The sequence below is a fragment of the Paraburkholderia sp. BR10872 genome, from assembly GCF_040965835.1.
GTDB lineage: Bacteria > Pseudomonadota > Gammaproteobacteria > Burkholderiales > Burkholderiaceae > Paraburkholderia > Paraburkholderia nodosa_A.
Genome location: NZ_JBFRCN010000031.1, coordinates 48,450 through 63,004 on the forward strand (window position 1 = coordinate 48,450; position 14,555 = coordinate 63,004).

11 protein-coding genes are annotated in these 14,555 nt (G+C 65.0%); 5 read left to right on the forward strand and 6 right to left on the reverse strand.

Annotated elements, in window-relative coordinates; genetic code table 11:
• The first annotated feature begins 11 nt into the window (after positions 1–11).
• Positions 12–1,400 (forward strand): hypothetical protein, encoded by a 1,389-nt coding sequence (locus tag AB4Y43_RS23165; RefSeq protein ID WP_368728882.1) that lies wholly within the window; start codon positions 12–14, stop codon positions 1,398–1,400.
• A gap of 55 nt (positions 1,401–1,455) precedes the next feature.
• On the opposite strand, the gene htpX is transcribed toward AB4Y43_RS23165, so the two are convergent.
• From htpX to def, 4 genes are all read right to left on the reverse strand, one after another.
• Entirely contained in the window at positions 1,456–2,310 is an 855-nt protein-coding gene (htpX, locus tag AB4Y43_RS23170; protein WP_069264601.1) for a zinc metalloprotease HtpX, read from the reverse strand.
• Positions 2,311–2,440: 130 nt separating this feature from the next.
• The gene (locus AB4Y43_RS23175; protein ID WP_342949126.1) at positions 2,441–3,091 is read right to left on the reverse strand and encodes a LysE family translocator; all 651 of its coding nucleotides are present in this window, start codon (positions 3,089–3,091) and stop codon (positions 2,441–2,443) included.
• A gap of 112 nt (positions 3,092–3,203) precedes the next feature.
• Positions 3,204–4,199 carry a methionyl-tRNA formyltransferase gene (gene fmt, locus AB4Y43_RS23180; protein ID WP_368728883.1) on the reverse strand — a complete coding sequence of 332 codons (996 nt, stop codon included), beginning with the start codon at positions 4,197–4,199 and terminating at the stop codon, positions 3,204–3,206.
• A 54-nt stretch (positions 4,200–4,253) separates the two neighbouring features.
• On the reverse strand, positions 4,254–4,757 hold the full coding sequence (gene def, locus AB4Y43_RS23185) for a peptide deformylase (protein ID WP_322031547.1): 504 nt from the start codon (positions 4,755–4,757) through the stop codon (positions 4,254–4,256).
• 285 nt (positions 4,758–5,042) lie between these two features.
• Between def and dprA the strand changes: the two genes are divergently transcribed.
• The 3 genes from dprA to AB4Y43_RS23200 all read left to right on the forward strand — a co-directional run bounded on the left by dprA (position 5,043) and on the right by AB4Y43_RS23200 (position 9,694).
• On the forward strand, positions 5,043–6,305 hold the full coding sequence (dprA, locus tag AB4Y43_RS23190) for a DNA-processing protein DprA (RefSeq protein WP_368728884.1): 1,263 nt from the start codon (positions 5,043–5,045) through the stop codon (positions 6,303–6,305).
• Positions 6,306–6,401: 96 nt separating this feature from the next.
• Positions 6,402–6,779 (forward strand): thioredoxin family protein, encoded by a 378-nt coding sequence (locus AB4Y43_RS23195; RefSeq protein ID WP_342949129.1) that lies wholly within the window; start codon positions 6,402–6,404, stop codon positions 6,777–6,779.
• A 257-nt stretch (positions 6,780–7,036) separates the two neighbouring features.
• On the forward strand, positions 7,037–9,694 hold the full coding sequence (locus AB4Y43_RS23200; protein WP_069264587.1) for a DNA topoisomerase III: 2,658 nt from the start codon (positions 7,037–7,039) through the stop codon (positions 9,692–9,694).
• Between the two features lie 107 nt (positions 9,695–9,801).
• On the opposite strand, the gene AB4Y43_RS23205 is transcribed toward AB4Y43_RS23200, so the two are convergent.
• A complete protein-coding gene (locus AB4Y43_RS23205; protein WP_368603758.1) occupies positions 9,802–10,911 on the reverse strand; it encodes a LysR family transcriptional regulator in 1,110 nt (369 codons plus the stop codon).
• A gap of 315 nt (positions 10,912–11,226) precedes the next feature.
• Positions 11,227–13,077, reverse strand: a complete 1,851-nt coding sequence (locus tag AB4Y43_RS23210; RefSeq protein ID WP_368728885.1) for a phosphoenolpyruvate carboxykinase (GTP) — start codon at positions 13,075–13,077, stop codon at positions 11,227–11,229.
• Positions 13,078–13,504: 427 nt separating this feature from the next.
• On the opposite strand from AB4Y43_RS23210, the gene AB4Y43_RS23215 reads away from it, so the two are divergent.
• Positions 13,505–14,518 carry a D-2-hydroxyacid dehydrogenase family protein gene (locus tag AB4Y43_RS23215; RefSeq protein WP_069264581.1) on the forward strand — a complete coding sequence of 338 codons (1,014 nt, stop codon included), beginning with the start codon at positions 13,505–13,507 and terminating at the stop codon, positions 14,516–14,518.
• Positions 14,519–14,555 lie beyond the last annotated feature (37 nt).

Sequence of the window (14,555 nt, forward strand, 5' to 3'; positions counted from 1 at the left end):
GAAGAAACCGGATGCGGGCCGCTGTGAGTCGCGGCGTCAGTAATGCACAAGCGAGCCATTGTAGCGTGGCGAGCGCGCAACACTGCGAGCCGGCGCGATTCCCGTTGACGGCACCGCGCCAGCGCGCGGATAGCAAGGCAAGCGCAGGGATACATATTGGCGGATACCGACTAACCGCTCGCCTCATGATGGCGACAGAAAACGCCCCTCCTCCCTGCGACGTAGCGGCCATCATGAAACGACTCGGGAAGAAACAAGACTTCGCGTTCCTCGCCTTCGTTGCTCTCTTTTCTGTGTACCAGCAGGGACGGGGAAAGCTGTTCTCGCCTTTCTGGGACTACAAGGTGTACGCGTACGCGCTCGATCAATTCAAGCGCGGCGCGAATCCGTATATTCCGCACGGATTCCCCTTCATCTATCCGCCCATCTTCCTGAATCTGTTCTCGCGCGTGCCGTTTCACTGGCTCTATCTGGCATTCGTTGTCGCGTCGCTGATCTATCTGGCCTACAGCATCAGGCATGCGGATTTCATCGTCGCTGGCGCGCTTGGGTTTCTGACCGGCGGCGCGGGCGTGGGAGGCATCCTCACGGGCAATTTTGCGATCTTCGGCCACCTGCTGATCATTGCGCTTTTTTATGCGGCTTCGGCTTCGCACGACAGCCGTGGCGCGACGGCAAAGTATTGCGCGCTGGCTTTTTTCATCGCCCTGTTTGCCTCCATCAAGATCTATTTCCTGACCTACGCCGTCGTGTTCTTTTTTATCCCCAAAGGCATGCGCTATTTCATCGCCGTGCCCTTGTGCGTTGCGCTGGCAACCATCGCGCAGCTCGCGCTGGAACCGCGCCTGTGGACCGACTTCGAAACCCTGCTGCGCTGGCAGATGCTCGCCCAGAACGATTCCGGACTCGTGCTGTTCGGGATACTCGAACAACACGTGCGTGCGCTGTCGACCCTGGACGACGTACTGCTCTACGAGCTGGTGGTCGTGGCGCTATTCATGTACGCGGTCAATCCATTGCGCGGGCGGCGGCTCATGGTTGCTGAAAACGCAAGCGTGCCTGGCAGGCTGTTCTATGCGCTCGCGTTCTGTCTCGCGCTGAATCCGAGAATGAAGGAATACGACATCGCGCCGTTTTTTGCGTGCTGCTACGTTTCGCTCTTCCAGAGCAGCAAAGAAGACAACCGGATGGATCGCGTGTTTTTCTACGCCGTACCGTTGGCGTTCATCGCCGCGTGGATCGTCGTCAAGTTCGGGCACGTCTACTACGCGCTCGACGTGTCCTGGTTCATCGGCGTTTATTTCGTATTCTTCGTGGTGTCGCTGCGTCAACGGGCGTTGCGGGTTTCGGCGCGAGCGGGCGCCCGACATATGGACGGCGACGCCGCGGCGACGGGCTGAATAAAAAACGCCTCCGAGGAGGCGTTTTTTTCGTCACCGGCTACCGGTCGTCGCTTTAGCGTTGGCCACCTGCAGCCATTTCCATCAAGCGGCGGATGCGCTCTTCCGTGGACGGGTGCGTGCTGAAGAGGTTCTGCAACCCGCCGCCCGACAGCGGATTCATGATCATCATCTGCGCCGTGGCCGGATGCTCTTCGGCCGCCGGGAACGGAATGCCCTGCGCGTAGCGGTGGATCTTGTCGAGCGCCGAAGCGAGCGCCTGCGGATCGCCGGAAATCTCGGCGCCGCCGCGGTCCGCCTCGAATTCGCGCGCACGCGAAATCGCCATCTGGATCAGCGCGCCCGCGATCGGTGCGAGCAGCGCCACGGCGATGCTCGCGATGGGGTTCGCGGGACGGCCGTTCTCGTCGCGGCCGCCGAAGATCATCGCGAAGTTGGCGAGCGCCGAGATCGCGCCGGCCATGGTGGCCGAGATGGTCGAGATCAGAATGTCGCGGTGCTTCACGTGCGCCAGCTCGTGCGCCATGACGCCGCGCATTTCACGTTCGGACAGCACGCGCAGGATGCCCGTGGTCGCCGCGACCGCTGCGTGCTCGGGATTGCGGCCGGTGGCGAAGGCGTTGGGCGCATCTTCGTTGATGAGGTAGACGCGCGGCATCGGCAGGCCCGCCCGCGTGGACAAATCGCGGACCATGCGATAGAACTGCGGCGCCGTGGTCTCGTCGACCTCCTGCGCGTTGTACATGCGCAGGACCATCTTGTCCGAATACCAGTACGAGAAGAAGTTCATGGCGAGCGCGAAGAACAGCGCCAGCACCATCCCGCGATGCCCGCCGATCAGCCCGCCAATCACGATGAAAAGGGCCGTAATCGCGGCCATCAACATCGCGGTTTTGACCCAGTTGAACATGTGCTGTGCTCCTTCACCCACCAGGGGATCAAATCGATCGTTGAACGCCCGCCGCCAGCCGGTCAGCTAGCTTTGAGCGAGCGCATTGTAAGCGATTTGTTATATATGGGCAGATGCGAAAAATTCAATCTCATCGCGTGGCGGTCGCGAGCTTCAGGCCCAGCCCGACAAACGCCGAGCCGACCGTGCGATCGAGCCACTTCTTGACGCCCGGCTTGCCCGAGAAGCGCTGCGTGACGCTGCCCGCCACCCACGCGACGAAGCTGTTCCAGACCGTGCTCATCAGCATGAACACGGCGCCGAGTGTGAGGAAAGCGAGGGCCTTGTGCTCCGTCCCCGTGGTCACGAACTGCGGGAAAAACGAAACGAAGAACAGCACCACCTTCGGGTTGAGCACGTTGGTGCAGAAACCCGAAACGAACAGTTGGCGGAGCGGGCGCGGGGCGGCGGCAGGGGCCGTGGCCTGCGGGGCGCCTTCGGCGGGCCTGGCTTCGTGCTTCGTGAGAACGAGGCGCACGCCGAGATACACGAGATAGATCGCGCCCACGATCTTGATGACCGTGAACGCCGTGGCCGACGCCGCGAGCAGCGCGGTCAGACCGAACGCGCAGGCGAGCGTGTGCACACAGCAGCCCGCCGAGATACCCAGTGCGGAAACGAGCCCCGCACCGCGGCCCTGCGCGACGCTGCGGCCGACGATATAGGCCGTGTCGGGCCCCGGCGTCACGTTCAGGAGAAATACGGCGACGAGAAAGAAACCGAAATGGGTAATGCCGAGCATGCCAACCTCAAAATCGAAAAACGCGCTTCAAACGCCATTGATTCTAGCGCGCCGGGAGCCGCGCAGCACTTGGCCTGGCGGCGCGTTTTCAGGCGCTGGCGCGAGCCCGGGTTCAGGCCGCCGGGGTCTCCGGCAGCTGGAACCGCTGCCCCGCCGCCAGCGGCATACCGGCCAGGAATTCGCGCGCGGGCAGCCGCTTGCCGCCCGGCTTTTGCAGTTGCGTGAGGCGCAGCGCGCCCTCGCCGCAGGCCACCACCACGCCCGCCGGGCTGACTTCGAGAATCTCACCCGGCTCGCCGGCGGCGGTCGACGTACGCTCGACCGGCTCGGCGGCCCACAGCTTGAGCTGCGCGCCGTCCAGCGTGGCCGCGCCGCCCGGGAACGGGTCGAACGCGCGAATCTGCCGCGCGAGCGCCACCGCCGGCCGGCGCCAGTCGAGCGCGGCTTCCTGCTTGCCGATCTTCTCGGCGTAAGTCGCGCCTTCGGCCGGCTGCGGCGTGGCGGGCAGCGCACCGTCGCGCTCGAGCGCGGCGAGCCCGTCCACGATCAGCTGCGCGCCGAGTTGCGCCAGGCGGTCGTGCAGCGTCGCTGTGGTGTCGCCCGGCGCGATCGGCGTGCGCACCTCGGAGATCATCGGGCCGGTGTCGAGCCCCGCGTCCATCTGCATGAGCGTGATGCCGGTTTCGGTGTCGCCAGCTTCGATCGCGCGATGAATCGGCGCCGCACCGCGCCAGCGCGGCAGGATGGACCCATGAATGTTGATGCAGCCGCGCGGCGGGATATCCAGCACTTCCTGCGGCAGCAACAGCCCGTAGGCTGCGACCACCATCACGTCGTGCGGCGTGGCGCGCAGCAGGTCCAGCGCCGCGGCGGCTTCCTGCGGATACTTGCCGGTCCGGCGCAGCGACGGCGGCTGGGCGACGGCCATGCCGTGCTCCTGCGCATAGCGCTTGACCGGGCTTGCCTGGAGTTTCATGCCGCGGCCTGCCGGGCGGTCCGGCTGGGTCAGGACGAGCGGCACGGCAAAGCCCGCTTCGTGAATCGCCGCGAGCGCCGCGGCGGCGAATTCCGGCGTGCCGGCGAAGATGACGCGAAGGGTGTGGCTCATGGGCGCTCGGTGCGTGGCGGCGGGTTGATGAAGAAAGAGACGGTCAGATCGCGATTACATCGCGCGTTCGAGCTTCTTCATCTTGCTGCGGATGCGCGTCTGCTTGAGCGACGACAGGTATTCGACGAACACCTTGCCCATCAGGTGATCCATTTCGTGCTGGATGCACACGGCGAGCAGCCCTTCGCAGTCCACCTCGTAGGTCTCGCCCTTTTCGTTCATCGCGCGCACGCGCACCTTTTCCGCGCGCTCGACTTCATCGTAGATGCCCGGCACGGAAAGACAGCCTTCCTCGTGCACTTCGCGCTCGTCGCTCGACCAGATGATTTCCGGGTTGATGAACACGCGCAGTTCGTCGTGCGCGTCGGACACGTCGATCACCACGACGCGCTCATGCACGTCGACCTGGGTGGCCGCGAGACCGACGCCCGGCGCGGCGTACATGGTTTCGGCCATGTCGGCGACCAGTTTGCGGATGCGGTCGTTGACCGCCTCGACCGGCTTTGCGACCTTGTGCAGACGCTTGTCCGGGTAATGAAGAATGTTCAGTAGAGCCATGATTTGACGGGTTTCTCGTTGGGCGCCTGAAAGAGCCTGGCACAGGGAACGATGCGCGGCCTGGCCATTCGGCCAGCTTGCGGGTCCCAGGCCGGATAGGGAGGATATCTCCTCATATTCGGACGAAAGGGCCGCAATTCAACGTTGAACGCGCGTGTCGCCCGTGCGGACGCGCTGCGCGCGAAGGCGTGCGCGCAATGCCACGGGTAAGGACGCCACGGTGTATTTCGGATGGTGAAAATTTTATCACGAGGTGCGGCAAACCGTCCGCGCCCGGGGAACGCAATGCCGACGACCTTGCCGCTGTCTGCCGAAGAACTGGCCGCCTGGCTGCGCCTCGCCCTCGCGCGCGGCCTGAGGCCCGCTGCGCTGCGTGCGCTGCTCGGCGCGTTCGGCCTGCCCCAACACGTGCTGGCCCAGCCGTTCGCCGCACTCGCCGCGGTGGCGGGTGCGCAAGCCGCCCATGCCGCCCTGGCCGAGCCCCGGCCGGACTTCGCGGCACGACTCGATGCCCTGCAGGCGTGGCGCGCGGCGCCCGGCAACGCGCTCATCACGCTTGCCGACCCGGCCTATCCGGGCCGCCTGCTCGACATGCCCGATCCACCGCCGCTGCTCTACGCAAAGGGCCGGCTCGAGTTGCTGCACGCACGCGCGGTGGCCATCGTGGGCAGCCGCAACGCCACGCCGCAGGCCGTCGAGGACGCCGCGCGTTTCGCACGCACTCTCGCCGCGTCGGGTCTCACCGTCGTGTCGGGGCTCGCGCTCGGCGTGGACGGCGCCGCCCATCGCGGCGCACTCCACGAGCAGGGCGGCACCGTCGCCGTGACCGGCACCGGCGCGGATCTCGTCTATCCGCCGGCCCATCATCCGCTCGCCGTGGAGATCGCCGCACACGGCGCGCTCGTCTCCGAATGGCCGCTCGGCACCCCGGCGCGCTCCGCGAACTTTCCGCAGCGCAACCGCGTGATTGCCGCGCTCGTCGAAGGCGTGGTGGTGGTCGAGGCCGCACAACGTTCCGGTTCGCTCATCACGGCACGGCTCGCCAACGAAATGGGACGCGACGTTTTCGCGCTGCCCGGCTCGATTCACGCGCCGCTCACGCGCGGCTGCCACGGGCTCATCAAGCAGGGGGCGCAGCTGGTCGAATCGCCCGAAGAGGTACTCGATGCGCTCGATGTCGGGCAACCCTCGAGTGCAGGCCGCACGCCTGTGTCGCCGCGGGAACAGCGCCGCGAGAAGATCTCCGTTCCGTTCGATCGCATACCGCGCGACGACGCAAACGAGACGCCACAGCTGGCGCTCGAATTCCCCCGTCCCGAGCCGCCGCCTGCGCATCGCGCTGAAGCACGAAAATCGCCCGCCAGCCTTGGCGCTGAAGCCCGGCGCCTCCTCGAAGCGCTCGGTCACGCGCCCGCCACGGTTGAAATCCTCGCGCAGCGCACCGACATGGCCGAAGCGGTGCTGCAAGGCACGCTGCTGCAACTCGAGCTCGCGGGACACCTCGACGCCCTGCCCGGCGGCTGGTTCGTGCGGGCCTCGCGCGGCTGATGCCGCGGATTGGGGGAGCATCACCGCTCCCGCGTCGCCGTGATACATTCGCGCCAAATACCCCGCTCTATATATAAGAGAACGCAAGGAACGACCATGCCCGCGCTAGACCTCGACACCGACGCCGACCAGATCGCCGAGCGCGTCAGCAATCAGGACACGCTGTTCGTCGCGTGCCTGTGCGCGCAATGGTGCGGGACGTGCCGCGACTACCGTGCCACGTTCGACCGCATCGCCGAGGCGCATCCCGATGTCTGCTTTGCGTACATCGACATCGAAACCCATGCCGACCGCTTCGACGATCTCGATGTCGAGAACTTCCCGACCATCCTGATCGAGGACGGTCACGCCACGCGCTTTTTCGGCACGGTCCTGCCGCACGCCGCCGTAGTCGAGCGCATGCTTTCGGACCTCACGGCGCTACCGGGCGTGTCCGACGCGCCCAAGCTGCGCCCCGTCCTGAGCGCGGTTTGAGCGCACCCAGCATCTGACCCCGATCAGGCACACTGCTTGCCGCGCGGCCTGGCGCCCCCTTATGATTGGGCGCCCTGGCGGGTGCGCGGGTGTCGTCATGAGATGACGCAAAAATCGACGCCGACGCGCCATGTGCTATAAAGCGGTCGAGAACGGCCCCCCGAGCGGGGCAGCAACGCCGGGCATCGCGCCCAAGCGCCCATTCAGGCGGCATCGGCCCCGGGGGCGCCAACCGGAACACCCACAAGCAACCAGTCATGTCCAAAGCTCTGATCATCGCCGAGAAGCCGTCCGTCGCGAACGACATCGCGCGCGCGCTGGGCGGTTTTACCAAGCATGACGAGTACTACGAGAGCGACGACTACGTACTCTCGTCGGCAGTCGGCCATCTGCTGGAAATCGCAGCGCCGGAAGAATACGAGGTCAAGCGCGGCAAGTGGAGCTTCGCTCACCTGCCCGTGATCCCGCCGCACTTCGACCTGAACCCGATCGCCAAGAGCGAATCGCGGCTCAAGGTGCTCAACAAGCTGATGAAGCGCAAGGACGTCACGCAACTCATCAACGCCTGCGACGCGGGGCGCGAGGGCGAGCTGATCTTCCGCCTGATCGCGCAGCACGCGAAGGCGAAGCAGCCGGTCCAGCGCCTGTGGCTTCAGTCGATGACGCCGCAGGCGATCCGCGACGGCTTCGCGAACCTGCGCAGCGACCACGACATGCAGCCGCTCGCCGACGCCGCCCGCTGCCGCTCGGAAGCCGACTGGCTCGTCGGCATCAACGGCACGCGCGCGATGACCGCCTTCAACAGCAAGGGCGGCGGCTTCTTCCTCACGACGGTTGGGCGCGTTCAGACGCCGACCTTGTCGATCGTCGTCGAACGCGAAGAGAAAATCCGCCGCTTCATCCCGCGCGACTATTGGGAAGTGCGTGCGGAGTTCGTCTGCGCGAGCGGCTTCTATGAAGGCCGCTGGTACGACCCGAAATTCAAGAGGGACGAGTTCGATCCGGAAAAGCGCGATTCGCGCCTCTGGAGCCTGCCGGCCGCCGAGACCATCGTTGCGGCCTGCCATGGCCGCGAAGGCACGGTCAGCGAGGAATCGAAGCCGTCCACCCAGCTCTCGCCCGCGCTCTTCGACCTGACGAGCCTGCAGCGTGAAGCGAACGGCCGCTTTGGCTTTTCTGCCAAGAACACGCTCGGCCTCGCTCAGGCGCTGTACGAAAAGCACAAGGTGCTCACCTACCCGCGTACCGACTCGCGCGCGCTGCCCGAGGATTACATGGGCACGGTGAAAGAGACGCTCGAGATGCTCAAGGAGAGCAACAACTACCTGCCGCACGCCAAGCAGGTGCTCGACAAGGGCTGGGTGAAGCCGAACAAGCGCATCTTCGACAACTCGAAGATCAGCGACCACTTCGCCATCATCCCCACGCTGCAGGCGCCGAAGTCGCTCTCGGAGCCCGAGCAGAAGCTGTACGACCTCGTCGTGAAGCGCTTCCTCGCCGTGTTCTTCCCGGCGGCGGAATATCGCGTCACCACGCGTATCACCGAAGTCGCAGGGCATCACTTCAAGACCGAAGGCAAGGTGCTGGTCGAGCCGGGCTGGCTGCAGGTCTATGGCCGCGACGCGGGCGGCGACGACGCCAATCTCGTGCCGGTGAAGAAGGACGAGAAGGTCAAGACCGACAAGATCGCGGCGCACCAACTCGTGACCAAGCCGCCTGCGCGCTACAACGAAGCGACGCTGCTCTCGGCCATGGAAGGCGCGGGCAAGCTCGTGGACGACGAAGAGCTGCGCGAGGCCATGGCCGCCAAGGGCCTGGGTACGCCGGCCACGCGCGCGGCGATCATCGAAGGTCTGCTCGGCGAAAAGTATCTCGTGCGCGAAGGCCGCGAACTGATCCCGACGGCCAAGGCGTTCCAGCTCATGACGCTGTTGCGCGGTCTCGGCGTGAAAGAACTGACCGCGCCGGAACTCACCGGCGAATGGGAGTACAAGCTTTCGCAGATGGAGCGCGGCAAACTCCCGCGTGACGCGTTCATGCAGGAAATCGCCCGCATGACGCAGACCATCGTGAAGCGCGCGAAGGAATACGACTCGGACACGATCCCCGGCGACTACGCGACGCTGCAAACGCCGTGTCCGAATTGCGGCGGCCAGGTGAAGGAAAACTATCGCCGCTTCGCCTGCACGAAGTGCGAGTTCTCGATCTCGAAGATTCCGGGCGGCCGCCAGTTCGAAATCCCCGAAGTGGAAGAACTGCTGCAGAACAAGACGATCGGCCCGCTCTCGGGCTTCCGCAGCAAGATGGGCCGGCCGTTCTCTGCCATCCTCAAGCTCTCGTTCGACGACGAAATCAAGAACTACAAGCTCGAGTTCGACTTCGGCCAGGACTCCGGCGCCGAAGACGGCGAAGCGCCCGACTTCTCGCAGCAGGAGCCGGTGGGCGCGTGCCCGAAGTGCAAGGCACGCGTGTACGAGCACGGCATGAGCTACGTGTGCGAGCACTCGGTCGCGAATCCGAAGACCTGCGACTTCCGCTCGGGCAAGGTGATCCTGCAGCAGGAGATCGCGCGCGACCAGATGGCCAAGCTGCTTGCCGAAGGCCGCACCGACTTGCTGACCAACTTCAAGTCGTCGCGTACGGGCCGCAACTTCAAGGCTTTCCTCGTCAAACAGCCGGACGGCAAGATCGGCTTCGAGTTCGAGAAGAAGGAGCCGAGCGCGAAGACGGCGGCCAAGACGGCCGCGAAGAAGTCGGCTGCCTCGGCTGAGGCGACGAACGATGCCGCGAACGACGCGGCGGATTCGGCCGAAGAAGGCAAGGCGAAGCCCGCGCGCAAGACGGCGGCCGCCAAAGCCGCACCGGCGCGCAAGACTGCCGCCCGCAAGACGCCGGCGCGCAAGACAGGGTCGTAAAGCCGTCCCTTCCCGGGCCGTCGCCGGCCCGCTCGCAACAGGCAAAAAGGCGCAGCTTCTCTCGAAGCTGCGCCTTTTTTATCGACCGATGAACGGCGATATCGGGCTTATAGCGGCGAGATCGCCGAAGTCCGGGTACGCGCTGCCGAAGCGCGCGCCGCCTTCGGCGCGCGTTCGCCGTCCGTGCCGTTGTGCTCGCTGTCGTGCAGGCTACCGCCCGGCGCTGGCTGCACGCCATCGTAGTCGTCGCCCGCAACGCCGTTGCGAGCCGTCACTGCCGGACGTGCAAGACCGTCCTTGACCCACTGCTCGCCAAGCTGGCTGTTCGGCGTCTGGCTGAAATGCTCGACGAGATGGTCGATGAACGTGCGCACCTTGGCCGGCAGGTGACGCCGGCTCGGATACGCGACGTTGATCTCCACCTGCGGCAGACGATAGTCGCCAAGCAGCCGCACGAGGCGCCCGCGCGTCATGTCGCGACCGATCAGGTAGCTCGGCAGGATCGCGATGCCCATGCCGAGCAGCGCGAACTGGCGCAGCATCTCGGTGTTGTTCGCCACGATCACATTGGTCGGACGCACGCGGATTTCGCCGTCCGGACCCGTGAAGACGCGCTCGTCCCCCCAGTATTCGGAGGGCAGCGAGAGGCTCGGGTGCTCCATGAGATGCTCGGGGCGCGTGGGCGTGCCGTGCTTTTCGAGGTACGCGGGCGTGGCGCACACCGTCATGCAACCCGTGGTGAGGCGGCGCGTGACGATGCTGGCGCTGCGCATCTGGCGTGCGGTCACGACGCCCAGATCGAAGCCCTCTTCGACGAGATCGACCTGACGGTCCACCAGCGTGACGTCGGGAATGACCTGCGGATAGCGCTGCGTGTAGGTCTGCAGCACCGGAGCGAGGTTGTGGAGCCCGAACACGACCGGCGCGACGATGCGCAGCGTGCCGACAGGTTCGTGATTGCGCGCGACGACCATCTGTTCGACATCCTCGAGCTCATCGAGGATCTGGCGGGCGCGCTCGAGATAGACCTGACCCGATTCGGTCAGGGAGAGACTGCGGGTCGTGCGGTTGAGCAACCGCGTGCCGAGTCGACCTTCCAGGTCGGCAACGTGCCGCGTCGCAACTGCGTTGGAGATATCCATCGCGGAAGCGGCCCGGGCGAAACTGCCGAGGTCGGCCACTTTGACGAATACTCGCATCGACTGCAAATGATCCATGAGACAACTCCTGCCTGTTACTACCCCGCTGTTAATCAGCGGAGGAAACCGCGAATTCTCCTACGACAGCAGAAATCGTGCAGAAGTTGCCTCCGAAGCCCTTATTTTCTTTACGATTTCTTCGACTGCACCCCAAAATGCATTAACAGAGGTCCGATTATTACTTCGAACGAAACAATTTTGCGCGTTGCAGCGAAATAGTCGCTCTAACGCCGAACAGACGTGCCTCTGCACCGCACCAATGCATTCGACCCCGGAAATAAAAATGGCCGCCCTCGGGCGGCCATCCAGATAGTGAGCGCTCACATTACATGATTAGAGACGCGTTTCCAGCGTCTTGCGAGCATCCTTCAACACTTGCGGCAACCCATGAGCGAGCTTGTCGAACAGCTCGGCGTGCAGCGCGAGTTCGGCGCGCCAGGCGTCGGCGTCCACTGAAATCACCTGTTCGAACTGCTCCTGCGTAAAGTTCAGGCCGCTCCAGTCGAGGTCGCCGTAGCGCGGCGACACGCCGAATGCATGCTCGTCGCCTATGGCCTTGCCCTCGATACGGCGCACCATCCACTCGAGCACGCGCATGTTCTCGCCGAAGCCCGGCCACACGAACTTGCCATCCGGCCCCTTGCGGAACCAGTTCACGCAGAAGATGCGCGGCACCGTCGCACCGGCCTTGGCGAGGCGCTCGCCCACGTCGAGCCAATGCCCGAAGTAGTCGGCCATGTTGTAGCCGCAGAACGGCAGCATCGCGAACGGATCGCGCCGCACCACGCCCTGCTGCCCCGCGGCCGCGGCTGTGGTCTCCGAGCCCATGGTCGCGGCCATGTAGACGCCCTCGGTCCAGTCGCGCGCCTCGGTCACGAGCGGCACCGTGGTCGAACGGCGGCCGCCGAAGATGAACGCATCGATGGCCACGCCCTTCGGGTTCTCCCACTCGGGATCGATCGACGGGCACTGCGACGCGGGCGCCGTGAAGCGCGCGTTCGGATGCGCGGCCTTGCGGCCCGTTTCCTTGCCGATGGCGGGCGTCCAGTCGTTGCCGAGCCAGTCGATCGCGTGCGTGGGCGGTTCGTCGGTCATGCCTTCCCACCAGACGTCGCCGTCGTCGGTGAGCGCGACGTTCGTGAAGATCACGTTCTCCTTGAGCGTCGCCATGGCGTTGAAATTGGTCTTCTCACCAGTGCCCGGCGCCACGCCGAAGTAGCCGGCCTCGGGGTTGATGGCGTAGAGACGGCCATCGCCGCCGGGCTTGATCCACGCAATATCGTCGCCGATCGTGGTGATTTCCCAGCCATTCATGGCAGGCGGCGGAATCAGCATGGCGAAGTTGGTCTTGCCGCACGCCGACGGGAACGCCGCCGCGACGTGGTACTTGCGGCCTTCCGGCGAACGCACGCCGAGAATCAGCATGTGTTCGGCGAGCCAGCCTTCGTCGCGGCCCATGGTCGAAGCGATGCGCAGCGCGAAGCACTTCTTGCCGAGCAGCGCATTGCCGCCGTAGCCCGAGCCGTAGCTCCAGATCTCACGCGTTTCCGGGAAGTGGACGATGTACTTCGTCTTGTTGCACGGCCACGGCACGTCCTGCTCGCCCGCTGCGAGCGGCGCGCCCACGCTGTGCACGCACGGCACGAATGCGCCGTCTTCGCCGAGCACGTCGTACACGGCGCGGCCCATGCGCGTCATGATGCGCATGTTCACGGCCACGTAGGGGCTATCGGAAAGCTCCACGCCGATATGCGCGATGGGCGAGCCGAGCGGGCCCATCGAGAACGGCACGACATACATCGTGCGGCCGCGCATCGAGCCTGCGAACAGGCCGTCGAGCGTCGCGCGCATTTCGGCGGGCGCGACCCAGTTGTTGGTGGGGCCGGCATTTTCCTTGGTGGGCGAGCAGATGAAGGTGCGATCTTCCACGCGCGCGACGTCCGAGGGGTCGGAGCAGGCGAGATACGAATTCGGACGCTTCTGCGGATTAAGGCGGCGCATCGTGCCGGCCTCGACCATCTGCGCACACAGGCGGTCGTATTCTTCCTGGGAGCCATCGCACCAGACGATGCGATCGGGCTGCGTATGCGCTGCGATTTTATGCACCCAGTCGACCAGTTTCCGGTGCCGGACCCAGGCGGGCACCTGTGCGGCGGCCTGGGCTTGGTAATCGGGATGGTTCATCGAGCTGTCTCCATTTTTAGGGCTGTAAAAAGAGAATCGGCCCTTTTCAACGCTGCACGCGAGAGGCGCAACTCATTGCGAACCGGATGTCGATGGCAGATCAACATGCGAATCGGTTCGCGCAGTTGGGCAGGTCGTCAAGGTCCTCTAGCCTGGGGTTCGAAACCGTCTGTAAAGCGGCTTGCATCGGAGCCCGACAAGCTGTTAAAAGTTGCGAATTCGCGGCTGATTGCCGCGTCAAAAACCTGCGTGCGTAGCCTCGGGCTTGCGCAATTGCAATGCCTGCTGCTGCACGCGGCGAGCGACGTGAAGGCTCCCTATATTCATACCAGCCTTCCCGGCGCTGCATAGTGGGATAACCACCAGATGAACACCGAAGTCGCGCTACGAAAGGCGCGATGCAAAACACGCAAAACAACCCGCCGCCATGAAAATTGCCATCCTTGACGACTACCAGGACGCCGTCCGCAAGCTCGACTGCTTTCAACTGCTCGCCGACCACGAGGTCAAGGTTTTCAACAACACGGTCCGCGGCCTCGGCCAACTCGCCAGCCGCCTCGCCGAAGTCGACGCGCTCGTCCTGATTCGCGAACGCACCCGCATCACCTCGCAACTGCTCGACAAGCTCCCCCATCTGCGCATGATCAGCCAGACGGGCAAGGCCGGTCCGCACATCGACATCGAAGCCTGTACCGAGCGCGGCATCGCCGTGCTCGAAGGCACTGGTTCGCCCGTCGCGCCCGCCGAACTCACGTGGGCGCTCATCATGGCCGCGCAGCGCCGCATTCCGCAGTACGTCGCCAACCTCAAGCAGGGCGCGTGGCAGCAGTCGGGCCTCAAGACCTCGGCGATGCCGCCCAACTTCGGCCTCGGCCAGGTGATGCGCGGGCAAACGCTCGGCATCTGGGGCTACGGCAAGATCGGCCGGCTCGTGGCCGGCTACGGCAAGGCCTTTGGCATGCGCGTGCTGGTATGGGGCCGCGAGCATTCGCTCGAAGCGGCGCGCGCCGACGGCTACGAAGCCGCCGCAAGCCGCGAGGCGCTGTTCGAAGAGAGCGACGTCTTGTCGCTACATCTACGCCTGCACGATGACACTCGCGGGATCGTCAAGCAGGAAGACCTGCTGCGCATGAAGCCCACGTCGCTGCTCGTCAACACGAGCCGCGCGGAGCTGATGGAAGAAAATGCGCTGCTCGGCGCGCTCGCGCACAACCGGCCGGGCATGGTCGCGATCGACGTGTACGAGAGCGAGCCGATCCTGCAGGGCTACAGCCTGCTGCGCATGGAAAACGTGATCTGCACGCCGCACATCGGCTATGTGGAGCGCGAGAGCTACGAGCTGTACTTCGGCGGGGCGTTCCGCAATATCCTCGCGTTCGACGCGGGCGATCACGTGAGCGTCGCGAACCCCGAAGCGCTGCAGGGCGGCCGCCGCAAGTAAGCGGGGCGGCGCGCGCCGCTCTTCGTGCGTCTTTCCG

What these genes read in the sequence shown, in the direction of transcription:
- dprA (WP_368728884.1), top strand. Translation starts at nt 5,043, where the DNA reads ATGCCGACGACCTTGCCGCTGTCTGCCGAAGAACTGGCCGCCTGGCTG.
- def (WP_322031547.1), bottom strand. Translation starts at nt 4,757, where the DNA reads ATGGCTCTACTGAACATTCTTCATTACCCGGACAAGCGTCTGCACAAG.
- AB4Y43_RS23200 (WP_069264587.1), top strand. Translation starts at nt 7,037, where the DNA reads ATGTCCAAAGCTCTGATCATCGCCGAGAAGCCGTCCGTCGCGAACGAC.
- AB4Y43_RS23215 (WP_069264581.1), top strand. Translation starts at nt 13,505, where the DNA reads ATGAAAATTGCCATCCTTGACGACTACCAGGACGCCGTCCGCAAGCTC.
- AB4Y43_RS23175 (WP_342949126.1), bottom strand. Translation starts at nt 3,091, where the DNA reads ATGCTCGGCATTACCCATTTCGGTTTCTTTCTCGTCGCCGTATTTCTC.
- htpX (WP_069264601.1), bottom strand. Translation starts at nt 2,310, where the DNA reads ATGTTCAACTGGGTCAAAACCGCGATGTTGATGGCCGCGATTACGGCC.
- AB4Y43_RS23205 (WP_368603758.1), bottom strand. Translation starts at nt 10,911, where the DNA reads ATGGATCATTTGCAGTCGATGCGAGTATTCGTCAAAGTGGCCGACCTC.
- AB4Y43_RS23195 (WP_342949129.1), top strand. Translation starts at nt 6,402, where the DNA reads ATGCCCGCGCTAGACCTCGACACCGACGCCGACCAGATCGCCGAGCGC.
- AB4Y43_RS23210 (WP_368728885.1), bottom strand. Translation starts at nt 13,077, where the DNA reads ATGAACCATCCCGATTACCAAGCCCAGGCCGCCGCACAGGTGCCCGCC.
- fmt (WP_368728883.1), bottom strand. Translation starts at nt 4,199, where the DNA reads ATGAGCCACACCCTTCGCGTCATCTTCGCCGGCACGCCGGAATTCGCC.
- AB4Y43_RS23165 (WP_368728882.1), top strand. Translation starts at nt 12, where the DNA reads ATGCGGGCCGCTGTGAGTCGCGGCGTCAGTAATGCACAAGCGAGCCAT.